Here is an 18,417-nt window from a genome sequence, read left to right as displayed (position 1 = left end):
CGAGCGTCCGACTACGCGCGATCAGGCAGTCAGTTCGGAGCGGCCCTTACGGCGACGCGCCGAAACGATGGCGCGGCCCGCACGGGTCCGCATCCGGAGGCGGAAGCCGTGCACGCGCGCCCGACGACGGTTGTTCGGCTGGAACGTCCGCTTGCCCTTGGCCACGGTCAACACTCCTCGAGTTGGTGGGCACCAGTGAGGTACCCGAAGTTTTCGGTGATTCGGATTCTGCGCTGCGGACCGCGGTCTACGCACAGAGTGCCTTGGCGATCAGCATGCAGCGCACAGCCGCCACCGCGCCAAGGGGTGACTGTATGAGGGTACTGATCGCCTCATACAGGGTCAAATTCGGCCCAGATGGGGCGAATCGTCCGAACCTCGGTCCAGGTTACCGGTCCTTCGCGGTCGGCCGTCGGGCGGCCGACCTGCGGCGACACGCCCGGGCGTCACTGACGCGAAGAGCGACTTTTCGTGAGTTCCTCCACACCTCTGGCGTCGCGGGCGCCTGACCGCTAGCCTCTGTAGCCGGGGGATTGCTGAAGAACCGCAGGTCCAGCTCCTTTCGCTGCCACACGCTGGCAGAATTCCTCTATCCCCAGGTTTGTCCACATCTGTGGATAATTGTGTGGAAAGACGGCCGGAGTGGCATATTCGTAGGGCCGACGGTGCCCTCGCCAAGTCCGATCCCGGGACCGCACGGCGTTCGAACCGGCTTCGGTTGTTCGCTTCGATCACGCCGATCGCACCTGGTCACAGGTGCCGCGCTGGTGTGCTCGGCGGCCGTTGGCCCAACAAACCGGTCCGGGGAGGACGCTGCATGGACGACGAGCAGAACGTGCTGGCCACAGTGTGGCCTGAGGTGGTCGCCGAACTCACCACCGGCTCGGCCGACGGCGCCATTCCCGCGGTGAGCCGCGCCCAGCAGGCGTGGTTGAAGCTGGTGAAACCGCTCACCGTCGCCCAGGGTTTCGCGTTGCTGTCCGTTCCGTCGTCGCTGGCTCAGGAGGCGATCGAGCGTGATCTGCGCGAGCCGATCCTGCGTTCCCTCGGTCGCCGCCTCGGTCCGCAGGTGGAGGGACTCGGCGTCCGCATTGCCGCGCCGAGCCCGGCCGCGGGGGAGCGCACGGGTAGCTCGCCCCGGCACGCCAGGATGACGAGTCGTCCGGAGCGGCCGCGCGAGCAGGTTCGACCGCCCGCCGGGTATCCCGGACCCGATTTCAGCGTGCCCGATTACCCGCAGCGCGGCGACTACGGCAGGCCGCGTTACGGCGCCGACGACTACAACGGCAGCCCCGGCGAGTACGGCAACGACTATCAGCAGGCTTCCGAGTACCAGCAGGCACCCGAGTACCAGCAGGCGCCGGATTACCAGCGCGACGGTGAGTACGGCGGCGGCTTCGGCGGCCGCGAATTCGCCGCCCCGACCGGGGAGTACGGCGAGCGCGCCGAATACGCGGGTGCGCGGGAATACCCGACCGAGCCGGAGTACCAGCCGCAGACCGACTACCAGCAGCAATCGGAGTATCAGCAGCCCGCCGAGTACTCCGGTGACGATTTCCCCGGCGCCGATTTCGAGCCGACCGCCGCCTATCCCGTGCCCGACTTCACCAACGGCGAGTTCGCCGGTCGCCCCGACTTCCGCGGCGCCCGGCCCGAGCAGCGCGCCCCCGAACCGGCCCAGGGCAGGCGCGAGCCGGGCTCGTCGCGGCGCGATCATTCCGGGCAGGAGACACTGTTCGGCACCGATCCGCCCGCGCGCGCCCCGCGTCGGCCGCAACCGCAGGAGGAGCCGGTCGCAGCTCGCGTCGCCGAGGAGGCACCGGCCGATCCCGCGCCCGAGCCGCCGCGTCCGGGAACTCCGGGCGCCCAGCCCGTCGACGATGAGCCGGTGGTCGACGCGCGCAACAACTGGCCGACGTACTTCAGCAAGGCTCCCGAGGCGCCGCCGCAGTCGTCGGGCTCGGCCAGCCTGAACGCGAAGTACACCTTCGAGACGTTCGTGATCGGCGCGTCGAACCGGTTCGCCCATGCCGCCGCGGTGGCCATCGCCGAGGCGCCCGCGCGCGCCTACAATCCGCTGTTCGTCTGGGGCGCTTCGGGTTTGGGCAAGACGCACCTGTTGCACGCGGCCGGGCACTACGCCCAGCGGCTGTTCCCCGGTATGCGGGTGAAGTACGTGTCGACCGAGGAATTCACCAACGACTTCATCAACAGCCTGCGCGACGACCGCAAGGTGGCGTTCAAGCGTCGCTACCGCGAGACCGACATCCTGCTCGTGGACGACATCCAGTTCATCGAGGGCAAGGAAGGCATCCAGGAGGAGTTCTTCCACACCTTCAACACCCTGCACAACGCGAACAAGCAGATCGTGGTGTCCTCGGATCGTCCGCCCAAGCAGCTGGCGACCCTCGAGGAGCGGCTGCGGACCAGGTTCGAGTGGGGCCTGATCACCGATGTGCAGCCGCCCGAGCTCGAGACCCGCATCGCCATCCTGCGCAAGAAGGCACGGATGGATCGGCTCGACGTGCCGCACGACGTGCTCGAACTGATCGCCAGCCGGGTGGAACGCAACATCCGTGAGTTGGAGGGCGCGCTGATCCGGGTGACGGCCTTCGCCTCACTGAACGGGCAGCCGCTCGACCTGTCGCTGGCCGAGGTGGTGCTACGGGACCTGATGCCCGACACCGCCGCGCTCGAGATCAACGCGGCCACGATCATGGCTGTGACCGCCGAGTACTTCAACACCACACTCGAGGAGCTGACGGGTCCGGGCAAGGCGCGTCCGCTGGCGCAGGCCCGCCAGATCGCGATGTATCTGTGCCGTGAGCTGACCGACCTGTCGCTGCCCAAGATCGGTCAGGCGTTCGGCCGCGACCACACGACGGTCATGTACGCGGAGAAGAAGGTGCGCAAGGAGATGACCGAGCGCCGTCGCGTGTACGACCAGGTCCAAGAACTCACAGCCCGAATCAAACAGCGCTCCCGCTGATTTCATCCCCAACCCGAACACCGCCCTGAGCTGGGGCGGTGTTCTTTTTTGCCCTGTGGAATCCCTGTGGAGTCCTCGAGGAATCCACCGGTTGTGCACCGGTTCACCCACAGGCCTGGGGAGGGAACTGGGGAGCATCTACTCACAGGAAGTTGTGCACATCATCCCCAGGTTCGTCTGCCCACAGCCTGTGAGTGCCGCTGACCTGCGGCGGCGGCGAATCCGGCCTGTGGATTCCTCGAGGACTTCTTGTGGACTCCTCGAGGAATCCACCGGTTCGTCACCACCCTCGGTCGAGGTGTGAACAAGTGGGTGAAATCGGTGGAACAACTCGAGGACTACTCGAGGATGGATCTGGGACAACCTCGTGTGTCCACAGACACCGCCGATTCATCCTCGAGTCACTCCACGGCCATCCCCATGCCACCAGGCCCGCTGAGCTGCGGAAACGGGCGAAGTCCACAGATTCCACAGTGCCTACTACTACTTCAGTTCTTCTTCTAGAAGAGATCTCTTGAAAACAGGGTGTGTGGAAACTCGGTCGAACAGGCTCGGCTCGATCGGTGGTTCACTCACAGGCAGGCAAGGACAAGAGGGGACGGGTCGAGGACGCGCGGAACTCCTAGAGGGTCGATGCGGAGATCACGCGTTGTCCGGGTACCGTTTGGTTGTCGGCCGGTTGTGCGAGACTCAGTGCGCGGCCGACGCAGCACCTCAACTCCGCTGAACACACCCGCATACGGATTCGAAACTCGGAGAGGACAAATCGGGCGATGGAGCTTGCGAGCATGAAGTTTCGGGTCGCCCGAGAGGATTTCGCCGAGTCGGTGGCCTGGGTGGCCCGCAGCCTGCCGTCCCGGCCTCCTGTGCCGGTTCTCGGTGGCGTTCTGCTGGTGGCCGACGAGAACGGCCTGACGGTCTCCGGGTTCGACTACGAGGTCTCCGCGCAGATGCGCGTAGCGGCCGAGGTCGCCGGTCCGGGCCAGGTGCTGGTCTCGGGCAGGCTGCTGGCCGATATCACCAAGGCCCTGTCCAACAAGCCGGTCGACGTCTCCGTCGACGGCACCCGCGTACTCATCGCCTGTGGCAGCGCCAAGTTCTCCCTGCCGACCATGCCGGTCGAGGACTATCCCCAGCTGCCCGAGGTGCCCCAGCAGACCGGTGAACTCACCGTCGACGTGTTCGCCGAGGCCGTCGGTCAGGTGGCCGTCGCCGCGGGCCGTGACGACACCCTGCCCATGCTCACCGGTATCCGGGTGGAGATCGAGGGCAACGACGTGGTGCTCGCCGCCACCGACCGCTTCCGTCTCGCGGTGCGGCACCTGCAGTGGCAGCCGACCCGGCCCGACATCGAGACCGCGGTGCTCATCCCCGCGCGCACGCTGTCGGAAGCCGCCAAGACCCTCGGTGCCGCCTCGGCGCCCGTGCAGCTCTCGCTCGGCAACGGCAGCGGTGCCGACGGCCTGCTCGGCATCGTCAACGCGGGCAGGCGGACCACCACGCGCCTGCTCGACGCGGAATTCCCCAAGTTCCGCCAGTTGCTCCCCAAGGAGCACACCTCCATCGCCACGCTGCCGGTGTCGGCGCTGTCGGAGGCGATCAAGCGTGTGGCCCTGGTGGCCGAGCGCGGCGCCCAGGTGCGGCTCGAGTTCTCCACAGACGGTGTGCTGCTGTCGGCGGGTGGGGACGACGCGGGCCGCGCCGAGGAATGGCTCGAGGCCGACTTCCGTGGTGAGCCGCTGACCATCGCGTTCAACCCCGGATACCTCACCGAGGGGTTGTCGGCGCTGCACGCGGATCGGGTCACCTTCGGGTTCACCACGCCGAGTCGTCCCGCCGTGCTGCTGCCCGCCTCCGACGAGGAGCCCAAGGTGCTCGAGTCCGGTGCGTTCGCGGCGCTGGAGAGCCAGTACATCTACCTGTTGATGCCGGTCCGGCTGCCCGGCTGAGCGGGGCCGCGCCGCACATGTTCATCCGTGCGCTGTCGGTTCGTGATTTCCGCTCGTGGGAACGCGCCGAGCTGGAGTTGTCCCCAGGCCGTACCGTCCTGTTGGGGGCGAACGGCAACGGGAAGACCAATCTGCTCGAGGCGGTCGGCTATCTCGCGACGCTCGGTTCGCATCGGGTCTCCGCCGACGCGCCGCTGATCCGGATGGGTGCCACCCAGGCCGCGATCGGGGCGACCGTGGTGAACGCGGGCCGCGAGTTGCGGGTGGATGTCGAGCTCAAGCAGGGCGCGGCCAATCGCGCCCAGATCAATCGGTCGCCGGTGCGCCGCTCCCGCGAAATCCTCGGCATTCTGCAGACGGTGTTGTTCGCGCCCGAGGATCTCGCCCTCGTCCGTGGCGACCCGGGGGAGCGGCGCCGGTTCCTCGACGAGTTGTGCACAGCCCGCCTGCCCAGGTTGGCCGGGGTGCGCGCCGACTACGACAAGGTGTTGCGCCAGCGCTCGGCGCTGTTGAAAACCGCTGGGCGCCAGGTGCGTTCGCGCTCCGACCTGAGCACCCTCGATGTGTGGGACGGGCACCTGGCCGAGCACGCCTCGGTGCTGCTCGCGCAGCGCCTGCGCCTGGTGCACGATCTGTATCCCTATCTGGCACAGGCCTATCGGTCGATCGCGCCCGAATCACGCCCGGCCGCAATCGCTTACCGCTCCGGGTATCTGCCGCCGGACCTGCTCGACCCCGCCCGCGCCCCCGAACCCGACGACGTGGACCAGCTGCGCGAGATCGTGTTGCGCGAACTGGCCGCCGCGCGCGGCCGCGAACTCGATCGAGGGGTGTGCCTGGTCGGTCCCCATCGTGACGATCTCGAGCTGCTGCTCGGCAGCGCCCCCGCGAAGGGGTTCGCCAGCCACGGCGAGTCGTGGTCGTTCGCGCTGGCGTTGCGGCTGGCCTCGTTCGAGTTGCTGCGCAACACCGGCGCCGAACCGGTGCTACTGCTCGACGATGTGTTCGCCGAACTGGACCGGCGCAGGCGGACCGCCCTCGCGGAGGTGGCGGCAGGGGCCGAGCAGGTGCTCATCACCGCTGCCGTGGCCGAGGACGTGCCCGCCGAACTGGCCGCCGCGCCCCTGCGGGTGCGGACCGAGGGCGAGGCGGACCGACGGACCTCACAGATCGTGGCCGAAGATATGCACAGCCAGCCATAGTTATCAACAGGCCCTGTGGAAAACCGTGCACATGCTGGCCCGATGCCGGATCGGTGCGCAGCGGCGCAGTCGGGCATCCGGCGTAGACTCCCGAAACGACCGACAAGCCTCGAGACCGGAAGGTGGGACCGCGTGCAGGACGAGCCGGAAGCGGAACTGCGCGGGATCGATCTGGCCCGCCGCGCCCTCGAGGAAGCCCGGGCGGCGGCCAAGGCCAGTGGCAAGTCGGTCGGGCAGGGGCGGGCGTCGCCGGTGCGCAAGCTGCGCGCGGGTGGACGGCGCCGCAGCGGCTGGTCCGGTGCGGGCCCCGACGCGCGCGATCCCCAGCTGTTGTCCGCGCTCGCGGGCTCGATCGCGAAGAGTCGTGGCTGGTCAGGCAAGGTTTCCGAGGGCATGGTCTTCGGTCGCTGGTCGAGCGTGGTCGGTGAGGACATCGCCGCGCACGCCACTCCGGTGACGCTGGAGAACGGTGTACTCAAGATCGCGGCGGAGTCGACGGCCTGGGCCACGCAGCTACGAATGTTGCAGAGCCAGATCCTCGCCAAGATCAACGCGGCGGTCGGGCAGGGTGTGGTCACCTCCCTGCGCATCACCGGTCCAGCGGCGCCGAGCTGGCGCAAGGGCGAACGCCACATCAAGGGCCGGGGTCCACGCGACACCTACGGATAGCCGGTCGGTCACCGGCGTGAGTTCCGTTGCGGCGCGGTCGGTTCGATCCCCAGATTCGCAGGCTGTGGACAAAACCTGTGGACAACTTCGGGGGAGGTGTGCGGCCCCCGGAAAAACCGGTTCCGGCGCGCCCCGCGCGGAGACGAACCCTAGCGGCCCCTACGACCGGCAAAACACGCGGCGAGGCGGAAGCCACTCGCGCTTCCTCGAGTTCTCGCATTCACGGCGAAGCCAGGGGTGTCGTAGGTGCACTGTAAGTTGGCCTTACCAGTAGGATGGTGACGTAACCAGCGGCGAACCCTCGACGCGCGTGTTGTGCAGCCGCTTGCGAGCTGTCCGCGCCAGGGATCAGCAAGTAAGGAGAGCTACCGACAAGTGGCTGCCAACGACTCCAACGCATCGGGCAACAATCAGGGCTACGGTGCCTCTTCCATCACGGTCCTCGAGGGTCTCGAGGCGGTGCGCAAGCGCCCTGGCATGTACATCGGTTCCACCGGTGAACGCGGTCTGCACCACCTGATCTGGGAGGTTGTGGACAACTCTGTCGACGAGGCGATGGCAGGCCACGCGACCCGGGTCGACGTGACGCTGCTCGCCGACGGTGGCGTCGAGGTCGTCGACGACGGTCGTGGTATCCCCACCGCCATGCACGCGCAGGGCATTCCGACCGTCGAGGTCGTCATGACCCAGCTGCACGCGGGCGGCAAGTTCGACTCCGACGCCTACGCGGTGTCCGGTGGTCTGCACGGCGTCGGTATCTCGGTGGTCAACGCGCTGTCGAGCAAGCTGGAAGCCGAGATCGACAACGACGGCTACCACTGGACCCAGGTCTACAAGGACTCCAAGCCCGGCAAGCTGGTCCAGGGCGAGCCGACCAGCCGCACCGGTACCACCATCCGGTTCTGGGCGGATCCGGAGATCTTCGAGACCACCACCTACAACTTCGAGACGGTCGCGCGACGGCTGCAGGAGATGGCGTTCCTCAACAAGGGCCTGACCATCACCCTGACCGACGAGCGGGTCACCGAGTCCGAGGTCACCGACGAGGTGGTCAGCGAGACGGCCGAGGCGCCCAAGCACGCCGAGGACGCCGACGCGCCGGTCGAGCACAAGGTGAAGACCCGCACCTACCACTACCCGGGTGGTCTCGTGGATTTCGTGCGCCACATCAACCGCACCAAGTCGGCCATCCACAACTCGGTCGTCGGGTTCACCGGCAAGGGCACCGGCCACGAGCTCGAGGTCGCGATGCAGTGGAACTCGGGCTACTCCGAGTCCGTGCACACCTTCGCCAACACCATCAACACCCATGAGGGCGGCACCCACGAGGAGGGTTTCCGCGCGGCGCTCACCACGGTGGTCAACAAGTACGCCAAGGAGAAGAAGCTCCTCAAGGAGAAGGACGGCAACCTCACCGGCGACGACATCCGCGAGGGCCTGGCCGCCATCGTCAGCGTGAAGGTCGGCGAGCCGCAGTTCGAGGGCCAGACCAAGACCAAGCTCGGCAACACCGAGGTGAAGTCGTTCGTGCAGCGTGCCTGCAACGAGCACCTCACGCACTGGTTCGAGGCCAACCCGGCCGACGCGAAGACCATCGTGCAGAAGGCCGTGTCGTCGGCGCAGGCCCGGATGGCCGCGCGCAAGGCGCGTGAGCTGGTGCGCCGCAAGTCGGCGACCGACCTGGGCGGACTGCCGGGCAAGCTGGCCGACTGCCGTTCCAAGGACCCGGGCAAGTGCGAGATCTACATCGTCGAGGGTGACTCCGCCGGTGGTTCGGCCAAGTCGGGCCGCGACTCGATGTACCAGGCGATCCTCCCGCTGCGCGGCAAGATCATCAATGTCGAGAAGGCCCGCATCGACCGCGTCCTCAAGAACAACGAGGTCCAGTCGATCATCACGGCGTTCGGCACCGGTATCCACGACGAGTTCGATATCGCCAAGCTGCGCTACAACAAGATCATCCTGATGGCCGACGCCGACGTCGACGGCCAGCACATCGCCACGCTGCTGCTCACGCTGCTGTTCCGCTTCATGCGTCCGCTGGTGGAGCAGGGGCACGTGTTCCTGGCCCAGCCGCCGCTGTACAAGCTCAAATGGATCCGGACCGATCCCGAGTTCGCCTACTCCGATCGCGAGCGCGACGCGCTGCTCGAGGCGGGTCTCGCCGCGGGCAAGAAGATCAACAAGGACGACGGCGTCCAGCGCTACAAGGGTCTCGGTGAGATGAACGCCAAGGAGCTGTGGGAAACCACGATGGACCCCGCGGTGCGGGTGCTTCGTCAGGTGACGCTCGACGACGCGGCCGCGGCCGACGAGCTGTTCTCCGTGCTGATGGGCGAAGACGTGGAGGCACGTCGCAGTTTCATCACCCGCAACGCCAAGGACGTCCGCTTCCTCGACGTGTGAGCGGTGCTGCGCCCTGCGCCCGCGAATACGTCAGCCCTCTAAGGAGATTCGATGACTGAGACCACGCTGCCACCGTCCGGCGGTGCGGGCGACCGGATCGAACCGGTCGACATCCAGAACGAAATGCAGTCCAGCTACATCGATTACGCGATGAGCGTGATCGTCGGCCGCGCGCTGCCCGATGTGCGCGACGGCCTCAAGCCGGTGCATCGGCGCGTGCTCTACGCCATGTACGACAACGGCTACCGGCCCGATCGCGGTTACGTGAAGTCCGCGCGCCCGGTCGCCGAGACCATGGGTAACTACCACCCGCACGGCGACTCGTCGATCTACGACACCCTCGTGCGCATGGCCCAGCCGTGGTCGCTGCGGTACCCGCTGGTCGACGGCCAGGGCAACTTCGGTTCCCGGGGCAACGACGGCGCGGCCGCCATGCGTTACACCGAGTGCCGTCTCACGCCGTTGGCGATGGAGATGCTGCGCGACATCGACAGCGAGACCGTCGATTTCGTGCCCAACTACGACGGTCGCTCGATGGAGCCGACCGTGCTGCCCGCGCGCGTGCCCGCCCTGCTGATGAACGGCAGCAACGGCATCGCCGTCGGCATGGCGACCAACATCCCGCCGCACAACCTGGGTGAGCTGGCCGAGGCCATCTACTGGTCGCTGGACAACTACGACGCCGACGAGGAGTCCACCCTCGCCGCGTGCATGGAACGGGTCAAGGGCCCCGACTTCCCGACCCACGGCCTGATCGTCGGTAACCAGGGCATCCACGACGCCTACACCACCGGTCGCGGTTCCATCCGCATGCGCGGTGTGGTCGAGATCGAGGAAGACGCGCGTGGCCGCACCACGATCGTCATCACCGAGCTGCCCTACCAGGTGAACACCGACAACTTCGTCAACTCGATCGCCGAGCAGGTCAAGGACGGCAAGATCGCGGGTATCTCCGATATCCACGACGAGTCGTCGGACCGTGTCGGCATGCGCATCGTGGTGACGGTCAAGCGCGACGCGGTCGCCAAGGTCGTGCTGAACAACCTGTACAAGCACACCCAGCTGCAGACCAGCTTCGGCGCGAACATGCTCTCGATCGTCGATGGTGTGCCGCGCACGCTTCGCCTGGATCAGATGATCCGGCACTACGTGAACCACCAGCTCGAGGTCATCGTCCGGCGCACCCGCTACCTGCTGCGCAAGGCCGAGGAACGCGCCCACATCCTGCGCGGCCTGGTCAAGGCGCTCGACATGCTCGACGAGGTCATCGCGCTGATCCGTGGCTCGGCCAACACCGAGACCGCGCGCACCGGCCTGATGCAGCTGCTCGACATCGACGAGATCCAGTCGACCGCGATCCTGGACATGCAGCTGCGTCGCCTCTCGGCGCTGGAGCGGCAGAAGATCATCGACGATCTGGCCAAGATCGAGCTCGAGATCGCCGACTACAAGGACATTCTCGAAAAGCCGGAACGCCAGCGCGCGATCGTGCGTGACGAGCTGGCCGAGATCGTCGAGAAGTACGGCGACGACCGCCGGACCAGGATCATCGCCGCCGACGGCGACGTGGCCGACGAGGATCTGATCGCCCGCGAGGACGTGGTCGTCACGATCACCGAGACCGGGTACGCCAAGCGAACCAAGACCGATCTGTACCGGTCGCAGAAGCGCGGCGGCAAGGGCGTGATGGGTGCGGGCCTCAAACAGGACGACATCGTCAAGCACTTCTTCATCTCCTCCACCCACGACTGGCTGCTGTTCTTCACCAACAAGGGCCGGGTGTACCGGGCCAAGGCCTACGAGCTGCCCGAGGCCAACCGCACCGCGCGCGGTCAGCACGTGGCCAACCTGCTGGCCTTCCAGCCGGACGAGAAGATCGCCCAGATCATCCAGCTCAAGACCTACGAGGACGCCCCGTACCTGGTACTGGCGACCCGTGCGGGCCTGGTGAAGAAGTCCAAGCTCACCGATTTCGACTCCAACCGTTCCGGTGGCATCGTCGCGGTGAACCTGCGCGACGACGACGAACTGGTCGGCGCGGTGCTGTGCTCGGCCGACGACGACCTGCTGCTGGTCTCGGCGCACGGGCAGTCGATCCGCTTCGCGGCGACCGACGAGGCGCTACGCCCGATGGGCCGCGCCACCTCCGGTGTGCAGGGCATGCGGTTCAACACCGACGACGAACTGCTCTCGCTCAATGTGGTCCGTCAGGACACCTATTTGTTGGTCGCGACCGCCGGTGGGTATGCCAAACGTACGGCGATCGAGGAGTACACCGCGCAGGGTCGCGGCGGAAAAGGCGTATTGACAATCCAATACGATCCGAAGCGTGGCAGCCTGGTCGGTGCGCTCATCGTCGACGACGAGGACGAGTTGTACGCGATCACTTCCAGTGGTGGCGTCATCCGCACCGCGGCCAAGCAGGTCCGCAAAGCCGGACGCCAGACCAAGGGCGTGCGATTGATGAACCTCGCGGATGGCGATACCTTGCTAGCGATCGCGCGCAACGCCGACGAGCCCGATCCCGATCAGCTCATCGGCGACGCGGCCTCGGAGCAATAACCCAACCAGCGGCGGCAACGAACGGATCTGAGGATTCCATTGACCACACCGAATCAGTCGAACGACGATCGGAACCAGACCAACGGCGTCACCGAGCGGGTCGCCTCGTCTCCGATCCAGCCGCGGCCGATCCCACGTCAGGGTGCGGCCGAGGGCGCCAAAGCACCGGAATCCGGTGGCGCCGGGGACGAATCGTTCGACCAGGCCACCGTGCGGATGGGTACCGAGTCGAACGGGCCTGCCAACGGCTCGGGCAACGGCAAGGGTAAATCGCCCTACCAGGACGGCTGGGCGCAGCTGCCGCAGCGGGAGCCGCAGTCCAACCTGTACCGGCCTGGTGAGGCGCCGAGCCAGGGGCGCCCGACCTCGGGCGGTCAGGGTGGCGGCGGCCTCAAGGGCAGCGGGCCGTCCAACGCGCGCACCACCGCCGACCTGGCGGCCAAGGCGGCACGCAAGGAAGCCGCGATGGTGAAGTCCGTCGGCATCGACGGGCCGACCCGAAGCATCGCGCGTCCCGAGCTGGTCAAGGACATGCCCGACCTATCGGATGTGCGTCATCCGGCCTCGGACCTGCCGATGGCCAACACCGGGCTGCCGATGGCGCCGCCGCAGCCGCAGAGCGGTCCGTCCGCGCGGGCCGCGGCCGCCTCGGGTCAGGTGTCGCCCGCCGCTCCGGTGGCCATCGCGGCCGCCGCGTCGGGGGAGCCGCTGCGCGCGACGGTGCAGATCCGCCGCATCGACCCGTGGTCGACGCTGAAGATCACGCTGGTGATCAGCGTGGCGCTGTTCTTCGTGTGGATGGTCGCCGTTGGCCTGCTCTACATCGTGCTCGCGGGCATGGGTGTGTGGGACAACCTGGACAACTCGCTCGGCGAGATGTTCAACCAGGAGGGCACCTCGGGTGGCGGCCTGATCGACGCGGGCACGATCTTCGGGTACGCCGGTGTCATCGGGCTCATCAACGTGGTGCTGTTCACCGCGCTGGCAACGGTCGGTGTGTTCATCTACAACCAGTGCTGCGATCTGGTCGGTGGCATCCAGGTGACCCTGGCCGATCCGGACTAGAAACAGGCGTTTTCCGGCACGGCCGGTCGGACCAGGAAACTGGCTCTGACCGGCCGTTTTGGTTATCGGTGGGCGGGTAAGGTAACCTCGTGTCTCGTTGCGGTTCACTGCTCCGGCAGGGGATCGGAAACGAGTACGGGCCTATAGCTCAGGCGGTTAGAGCGCTTCGCTGATAACGAAGAGGTCGGAGGTTCAAGTCCTCCTAGGCCCACTCCCGAACATCACAGTAGGGTGGGAATCATGAAGATTGTCCTCACGGTCGGTGTTGTGATCGCGGTTCTCATCGGTATCACCAAATTCCGCAAGCGCGACGAAGCCGATCTCTGGCGTGAGGTCACCACCCGCTGATTCGGGTTGCCAGCCGGTACACCACCGGTAAGGGGCCTTAGCTCAATTGGCAGAGCACTGCCTTTGCAAGGCAGGGGTTAGGGGTTCGATTCCCCTAGGCTCCACTTCTGTGAATTCCTCGGTTTTCGATTTCCTTCTCACCGCCGTCCCCGGCGACGCCGATTCGGCGGATTTCGCGGCGGACTGGGCTCGTCACCGCGCTCGCTGCGCGGGTTTCACCGATTCCGTCGACCGGGCCGCTGTGGCCGGATTCGACAGTGTCGCATTGGGTCCCGCGTTTCTCGGCGGATATCAGGAAGCGTTGCACGCCTTGGTGCCCGCGCTCGCTCCCGACGAACTGAGTTCGATGTGCGCGTCCGAGGCCGGGGGAGCGCGGCCGTCGGCGATGACGACCAGCGTCACCGATGAGGGGGCGGTGACCGGCACCAAATCGTTCGCCACCCTCGGCGCCTTCGCCACCCGGTTCATCGTGATCGCCCGTGCCGGTTCGCGATCCGACGGCAAGCCGAGGCTGCGCGCCGTGCTCGTCGCGGCCGGTCCCCTGGCGACGGTGACCCCGCTGCCGCCGTTGCCGTTCGCGCCGGAGATCCCGCACGCCACCGTCACTTTCGCCGATGCGCCCGGTGCGGCGCTGCCCGGTGACGGGTACGCCGACTACCTGAAACCGTTCCGCACTGTCGAGGATCTGCATGTGCTCGCCGCTGTGCTCGGTCAGCTCGTGCGGGTAGGCAGACAGGCACAGTGGCCCGCTGACGCGCTCACGGCCCTGCTGGCGTTGTTTGCGGCCGTGCGTGGGCTCGGGGCCGAACCGGCTGGGTCGGCGGGGGTGCACATCGCGCTCGGCGGTGTCTTCGACCGCTGCGCCGCGCTGCTCACCGAACTCGAACCGCAGTGGGATCGGGTGCCGAGCGAGATCAGGCAGCGCTGGGAGCGGGATGTGCCGTTGCTCGGGGTGGCCGGGAAGGTTCGCGCGGCCCGGCTGGCTACCGCCTGGCGCACGGTGGCGGAAGAGGCCGTCGGGGCACCCGAGGGCCACGAGGATCGCTGACCGCTCTAGTGCCGTCTCGCGTCGGCCGGAACCCGGCTGCTGGGGGATGGAACTGCACCCTTGCCGGAAAATGGGGAGCGGGCCTCGGCGAAGGGGGGGAGTTAGCCGAGGCCCGCGTAGGGTCGGCCCGGGGGGGAGGGGCCGACGTGAACGATCCTACGCGATCCGCGCGGAAATCGTGTACGCGCAACGGATCAGTTTCCGAGAATTTTTCGTGTCGCGGCCCGTCGGGTGGTCTTCGGTCGAAGCCGCAGGGTGGGTGCTGCGGTGTTGTGACACATCACAAACCTCAGATGAGCAGCCGAAGCCGCTGGTACGCAAGGTTTTACGCCCCGGCTGCGCGGAACGTGTGCTGATCGGCGGCGATGTCGGTTCCATCGGATTCCCGGCCCGTCGGCTCGCGGATCGCCGAAAATCAGTCCGATTCGTCGCGTGTCGCGTGCACTCGGCATGTCGAACAGATTTGTACATCCGCCATCGCGAACCACCCGAAATGGGGATGCGACTTGTCGGTGGGTGGGGCAATACTTGGGCCAAGCAAGGGTTCGCGAACTACGACATCAGGAGAATCATGCCCGACGCAATCGTCGCCGAGGGTCTGGTCAAACGGTACGGACAGCTCACCGCACTGGACGGGCTGGATCTCTCCGTCCCCGAAGGCACCGTCACCGCACTTCTCGGCCCGAACGGCGCGGGAAAGACCACGACTGTCCGTGTACTCACCACACTGCTCGTCCCCGACGAAGGCCGGGCCACCGTGGCCGGGGTCGACGTCATCAACAATCCCCAGGCGCTGCGCTCACGCATCGGCGCGTCGGGCCAGTACGCCGCCGTCGACGAGTACCTGACCGGTTTCGAGAACCTCGAAATGGTCGGCAGGCTCTATCACCTCGGCACCCAGCGCAGCAAGGAACGGGCCCGTGAGCTGCTGGAACGCTTCCGGCTCACCGATGCGGCCGATCGCCCGGTGAAGGGCTATTCCGGCGGTATGCGCAGGCGCCTCGACCTCGCGGGCGCGCTGGTCGCCAACCCGCCCGTGCTGTTCCTCGACGAACCGACCACCGGTCTCGACCCACGCGCGCGTCTTGACCTGTGGGACGTGATCGAGGAACTCGTCTCCGGCGGCACCACCCTGCTGCTCACCACGCAGTACATGGAAGAGGCCGACCGCCTGGCCGATTCCATCGCGGTGATCGACCGAGGCACCGTCATCGCACGCGGCACCGCCGACGAACTCAAGGCGCTCGTCGGCGGCGACCGGATCGAACTCACCGTCGCCACCGCCGACCAGCTCACCGACGCCAAACAGGTGCTCAGCGGTCTTGCCGACGGCGAAATCCATATCGAGCCCGGTCTGCGCAAGATCACCGTGCCGGTGGCCGACGGTTCCCAGGACCTCGTCACCGCCATCGGCAGGCTCACCGAGCACAAGGTCCAGATCAACGACGTGGCCCTGCGCAGGCCCTCGCTGGACGACGTATTCCTCACCCTCACCGGGCACGAGGCCGAAGAACTCGTCGCCGGGGATGCCGAGAAGGCGGGCGTCAAGGAAGGACAGAGCCGATGAGCGTCACGATGGACAAGACGCCGGTGACCGAGCCGGGGCTGAGCGAACGGCTGTCGATGGTGGTCAGCGACAGTCTCACGATCGCCAAGCGCAATGTCATCAAGATCAAGCGCGTACCCGACGTGCTGATCTTCACGACCATGTCGCCGATCATGTTCGTGCTGATGTTCGCCTATGTCTTCGGCTCGGCGATCAAAGTGCCGGGGCTGGAGGGCGGATACCGCGAGTTCCTGATCGCGGGCATCTTCGTCCAGACCGTGGTGTTCGGTGCGTCGTTCACCGGTGCCGGTTTGGCCGAGGACATGCAGAAGGGCATCATCGACCGGTTCCGTTCGCTGCCGATGGCGCCCTCGGCGGTGCTGTTCGGGCGCACGATCAGCGATGTGGTGATCAACCTGGTCAGCCTCGTCGTGATGTCGCTGACCGGGTTGATCGTCGGCTGGCGTATTCGCGGGTCGTTTCTCGACGCGGTGCTCGCCTACCTGCTGATGCTGCTGTTCGCCTACGCGCTGTCGTGGATGATGGCCGTGGTCGGGCTGCTCGTGCGGGCGCCTGAGGTGTTCAACAACGCCAGCTTCATGGTGATCTTCCCGCTGACGTTCCTGTCCAACGCCTTCGTCCCGATCAACGATCTGCCCGGCCCGCTGAAGGTGTTCGCCGAGTGGAATCCGATGTCGGCGGTCACGGAGTCGGTGCGTCAGCTGTTCGGCAACACCAGCCCGTTGGCCCCGCCCTCGGACGCCTGGTCGATGCAGCACCCGGTGGCCACGTCGCTCATCTGGATCGTGCTGATCCTGCTGATCTTCGTGCCGCTGGCTCAGGTGCAGTACAAGAAGTCCGTGAGCCGCTGACGGCTCAGTTCGCGCCGGTCTCCGCGACGGGGGCCGGTGCGGAGCCGTTGCGGGAGTAGCCGAGGCGCGGCGGTTCGGCAGCGGGTTCGGGCAGCTGGGGGCGCTTGCTGCGGGCGATCCAGGCCAGCGCGCCCGCACCGGCGATCGCGAGGGAGGCGATGAGCGGGTTACGAAGCTTCATGCGACCACTGTGGCACAGAACGGCCGCGGCGGCACAAACACGAAAACCACGCTCCACCAGGTGCCCGGCGGCGCGGGGGTCGCGTGGCACGATTGCTGCGTGACCTCACCCCATCAGACGGCCGTGGCGACGCTGCACACCAACCACGGCGATATCAAGATCGCGCTTTTCGGTAACCACGCGCCCAAGACGGTGCGCAATTTCGTCGGCCTCGCCGACGGCAGCGCGCCGTACACCACCCCGAACGCGGGTGGCTCGGAAGCTGGCCCGTTCTACGACGGCGCCGTCTTCCACCGGGTGATCCCGGGTTTCATGATCCAGGGTGGCGACCCGACCGGTACCGGCCGCGGCGGGCCGGGCTACGAATTCGGCGACGAGTTCCATCCCGAGCTGCGTTTCGATCGTGGGTACCTGCTGGCCATGGCCAATGCGGGGCCGGGAACCAACGGATCGCAGTTCTTCATCACCGTGGGCGCGCAACCTCACCTGAACCGCAAGCACACGATTTTCGGCGAGGTGATCGAGCCGGATTCGCGCAAGGTGGTCGACGCGATCGCGGCGGTGAAAACCGACCGCAACGACCGTCCCACCGAACCGGTGATCATCTCCTCGGTCACCATCGGCTGACCATCGGCTCGAAACCAGAACTCCCCACCGCGACCATCGCGGTGGGGAGTTCTTTGCTTCACGTGAAACAACGTCAGTCGGTGGCGACCTTCGCGAAGCCGTTCACCACGAGAGCGTCGAAGACGTCGGCGGGGTTGGCGCCGAGATCCCAGCGGCCGAAGATCAGCAGGCGTTCGGCCTCGCCGTGGCGGACGTCGACCTCGAGCATGGTGCTCTTGCGGCCGATGCGCCGGTAGGAGGTCACCCGGATCCGGTCGATCCGGTCGAGCGGGTATTCGTCGCGGCCGGTGAGCGTGCCGACGATCAGGCGCGGTGGGGAACCGGGGACCATGGTGAGCCGGGGGCGCTGACGCAGAGCCAGCACAGCCATGGCGAGCACCGCGACGGCGGCGACGCCGAGGAACAGCCGCGACGGCCCGTCCTGCGCCAATATGGCCGCTACGGCCAGCAGGAGACCACCGCCGCTCACCGCGATCAGGGCGGCGGTCGGCGTGGTCCAGGACTTGCTGTCGGCGGGTCGACCTGCGTTCACGCGGCTTGTTCCCCCATTGATCCTCGAGTTGTCCACAGCTTCATCCACAGGTGTGCATGAATGACACCGGTGTAATCCGCTCGGTTGAGCATCAGCTCGATGTCTCAGCGCCACCGCATGGTCATGATGAGGCCGATGACCATGAGGCCGAAACCGATCAGGAAGTTCCAGGCGTTGAGGTCGTTCATCCAGCTGATCTTCTCGGCAGCCAGGTAGTACACGAGCAGCCAGACCAGCCCGGCCAGCATGAAGCCGAGCATGATCGCGACGTACCAGACAGGCGACGGACCCGCTTTGACCTTCACCGGGGTACGGCTGGCAGGGCTCGGGGTGTAATCGGCCTTCTTACGGACCTTGGACTTGGGCATGACGTCCTCGTATTCTCCGGTACTGGTCGGTTCCCAGGCTATCCCACCAGGTA

At 66.8% G+C, this 18,417-nt stretch carries 16 protein-coding genes and 2 tRNA genes; 14 read left to right on the top strand and 4 right to left on the bottom strand.

Going from position 1 to position 18,417, the window contains the following annotated elements; translation table 11 throughout:
* Nucleotides 1-21: 21 nt before the first annotated feature.
* A complete protein-coding gene (gene rpmH, locus NC7_RS28280; RefSeq protein ID WP_071932098.1) occupies nt 22-165 on the bottom strand; it encodes a 50S ribosomal protein L34 in 144 nt (47 codons plus the stop codon).
* A gap of 652 nt (nt 166-817) precedes the next feature.
* Between rpmH and dnaA the strand changes: the two genes are divergently transcribed.
* The 13 genes from dnaA to NC7_RS02015 all read left to right on the top strand — a co-directional run bounded on the left by dnaA (nt 818) and on the right by NC7_RS02015 (nt 16,656).
* The gene (dnaA, locus tag NC7_RS02070; protein WP_067978059.1) at nt 818-2,989 is read left to right on the top strand and encodes a chromosomal replication initiator protein DnaA; all 2,172 of its coding nucleotides are present in this window, start codon (nt 818-820) and stop codon (nt 2,987-2,989) included.
* A 773-nt stretch (nt 2,990-3,762) separates the two neighbouring features.
* Complete coding sequence (gene dnaN / locus NC7_RS02065) at nt 3,763-4,938, top strand: DNA polymerase III subunit beta (RefSeq protein ID WP_067978057.1); 1,176 nt, start codon at nt 3,763-3,765, stop codon at nt 4,936-4,938.
* A 17-nt stretch (nt 4,939-4,955) separates the two neighbouring features.
* Nucleotides 4,956-6,140, top strand: coding sequence for a DNA replication/repair protein RecF (gene recF / locus NC7_RS02060; protein ID WP_067978056.1), 1,185 nt, complete (start codon nt 4,956-4,958; stop codon nt 6,138-6,140).
* A gap of 132 nt (nt 6,141-6,272) precedes the next feature.
* Nucleotides 6,273-6,809 carry a DUF721 family protein gene (locus NC7_RS02055; protein WP_067978054.1) on the top strand — a complete coding sequence of 179 codons (537 nt, stop codon included), beginning with the start codon at nt 6,273-6,275 and terminating at the stop codon, nt 6,807-6,809.
* Between the two features lie 375 nt (nt 6,810-7,184).
* Nucleotides 7,185-9,215 carry a DNA topoisomerase (ATP-hydrolyzing) subunit B gene (gene gyrB, locus NC7_RS02050; protein WP_067978053.1) on the top strand — a complete coding sequence of 677 codons (2,031 nt, stop codon included), beginning with the start codon at nt 7,185-7,187 and terminating at the stop codon, nt 9,213-9,215.
* Between the two features lie 51 nt (nt 9,216-9,266).
* The gene (gene gyrA, locus NC7_RS02045) at nt 9,267-11,777 is read left to right on the top strand and encodes a DNA gyrase subunit A (protein ID WP_067978051.1); all 2,511 of its coding nucleotides are present in this window, start codon (nt 9,267-9,269) and stop codon (nt 11,775-11,777) included.
* A gap of 39 nt (nt 11,778-11,816) precedes the next feature.
* The gene (locus NC7_RS02040) at nt 11,817-12,842 is read left to right on the top strand and encodes a DUF3566 domain-containing protein (protein WP_067978049.1); all 1,026 of its coding nucleotides are present in this window, start codon (nt 11,817-11,819) and stop codon (nt 12,840-12,842) included.
* Nucleotides 12,843-12,979: 137 nt separating this feature from the next.
* A tRNA-Ile gene (locus tag NC7_RS02035) sits at nt 12,980-13,053 on the top strand.
* A gap of 29 nt (nt 13,054-13,082) precedes the next feature.
* The gene (locus tag NC7_RS29770) at nt 13,083-13,190 is read left to right on the top strand and encodes a DLW-39 family protein (RefSeq protein WP_210740150.1); all 108 of its coding nucleotides are present in this window, start codon (nt 13,083-13,085) and stop codon (nt 13,188-13,190) included.
* A gap of 31 nt (nt 13,191-13,221) precedes the next feature.
* Nucleotides 13,222-13,294 (top strand) — tRNA-Ala (locus NC7_RS02030).
* A 5-nt stretch (nt 13,295-13,299) separates the two neighbouring features.
* Nucleotides 13,300-14,238, top strand: coding sequence for an acyl-CoA dehydrogenase middle domain-containing protein (locus NC7_RS02025; protein ID WP_067978047.1), 939 nt, complete (start codon nt 13,300-13,302; stop codon nt 14,236-14,238).
* A 571-nt stretch (nt 14,239-14,809) separates the two neighbouring features.
* The gene (locus NC7_RS02020) at nt 14,810-15,805 is read left to right on the top strand and encodes an ATP-binding cassette domain-containing protein (RefSeq protein WP_067978046.1); all 996 of its coding nucleotides are present in this window, start codon (nt 14,810-14,812) and stop codon (nt 15,803-15,805) included.
* An 8-nt stretch (nt 15,806-15,813) separates the two neighbouring features.
* The gene (locus NC7_RS02015) at nt 15,814-16,656 is read left to right on the top strand and encodes an ABC transporter permease (protein WP_067978044.1); all 843 of its coding nucleotides are present in this window, start codon (nt 15,814-15,816) and stop codon (nt 16,654-16,656) included.
* Nucleotides 16,657-16,660: 4 nt separating this feature from the next.
* Here NC7_RS02015 and NC7_RS29455 read toward each other — a convergent pair whose 3' ends face one another.
* The gene (locus NC7_RS29455; RefSeq protein WP_167352396.1) at nt 16,661-16,837 is read right to left on the bottom strand and encodes a hypothetical protein; all 177 of its coding nucleotides are present in this window, start codon (nt 16,835-16,837) and stop codon (nt 16,661-16,663) included.
* A 99-nt stretch (nt 16,838-16,936) separates the two neighbouring features.
* Between NC7_RS29455 and NC7_RS02010 the strand changes: the two genes are divergently transcribed.
* Entirely contained in the window at nt 16,937-17,464 is a 528-nt protein-coding gene (locus NC7_RS02010) for a peptidylprolyl isomerase (RefSeq protein ID WP_067978087.1), read from the top strand.
* A 73-nt stretch (nt 17,465-17,537) separates the two neighbouring features.
* Here NC7_RS02010 and NC7_RS02005 read toward each other — a convergent pair whose 3' ends face one another.
* Together NC7_RS02005 and crgA are read right to left on the bottom strand one after the other, a co-directional pair.
* Complete coding sequence (locus NC7_RS02005) at nt 17,538-17,996, bottom strand: PH domain-containing protein (protein ID WP_067978042.1); 459 nt, start codon at nt 17,994-17,996, stop codon at nt 17,538-17,540.
* 104 nt (nt 17,997-18,100) lie between these two features.
* Nucleotides 18,101-18,364, bottom strand: a complete 264-nt coding sequence (crgA, locus tag NC7_RS02000; RefSeq protein ID WP_067978038.1) for a cell division protein CrgA — start codon at nt 18,362-18,364, stop codon at nt 18,101-18,103.
* Nucleotides 18,365-18,417 lie beyond the last annotated feature (53 nt).

This window comes from Nocardia caishijiensis NBRC 108228 (assembly GCF_001612825.1).
In the GTDB taxonomy this organism is placed as follows: Bacteria; Actinomycetota; Actinomycetes; order Mycobacteriales; family Mycobacteriaceae; genus Nocardia; species Nocardia caishijiensis.
The sequence above is the reverse complement of the archived record's forward strand: the minus strand, read 5'-3'. Positions and strand labels throughout refer to the sequence as shown.

Excerpts from the sequence above, each read along its gene's own strand:
- NC7_RS02020 (WP_067978046.1), top strand. The coding sequence starts at position 14,810 with ATGCCCGACGCAATCGTCGCCGAGGGTCTGGTCAAACGGTACGGACAG.
- dnaN (WP_067978057.1), top strand. The coding sequence starts at position 3,763 with ATGGAGCTTGCGAGCATGAAGTTTCGGGTCGCCCGAGAGGATTTCGCC.
- NC7_RS02015 (WP_067978044.1), top strand. The coding sequence starts at position 15,814 with ATGGACAAGACGCCGGTGACCGAGCCGGGGCTGAGCGAACGGCTGTCG.
- dnaA (WP_067978059.1), top strand. The coding sequence starts at position 818 with ATGGACGACGAGCAGAACGTGCTGGCCACAGTGTGGCCTGAGGTGGTC.
- NC7_RS29770 (WP_210740150.1), top strand. The coding sequence starts at position 13,083 with ATGAAGATTGTCCTCACGGTCGGTGTTGTGATCGCGGTTCTCATCGGT.
- crgA (WP_067978038.1), bottom strand. The coding sequence starts at position 18,364 with ATGCCCAAGTCCAAGGTCCGTAAGAAGGCCGATTACACCCCGAGCCCT.
- NC7_RS29455 (WP_167352396.1), bottom strand. The coding sequence starts at position 16,837 with ATGAAGCTTCGTAACCCGCTCATCGCCTCCCTCGCGATCGCCGGTGCG.
- gyrA (WP_067978051.1), top strand. The coding sequence starts at position 9,267 with ATGACTGAGACCACGCTGCCACCGTCCGGCGGTGCGGGCGACCGGATC.
- recF (WP_067978056.1), top strand. The coding sequence starts at position 4,956 with ATGTTCATCCGTGCGCTGTCGGTTCGTGATTTCCGCTCGTGGGAACGC.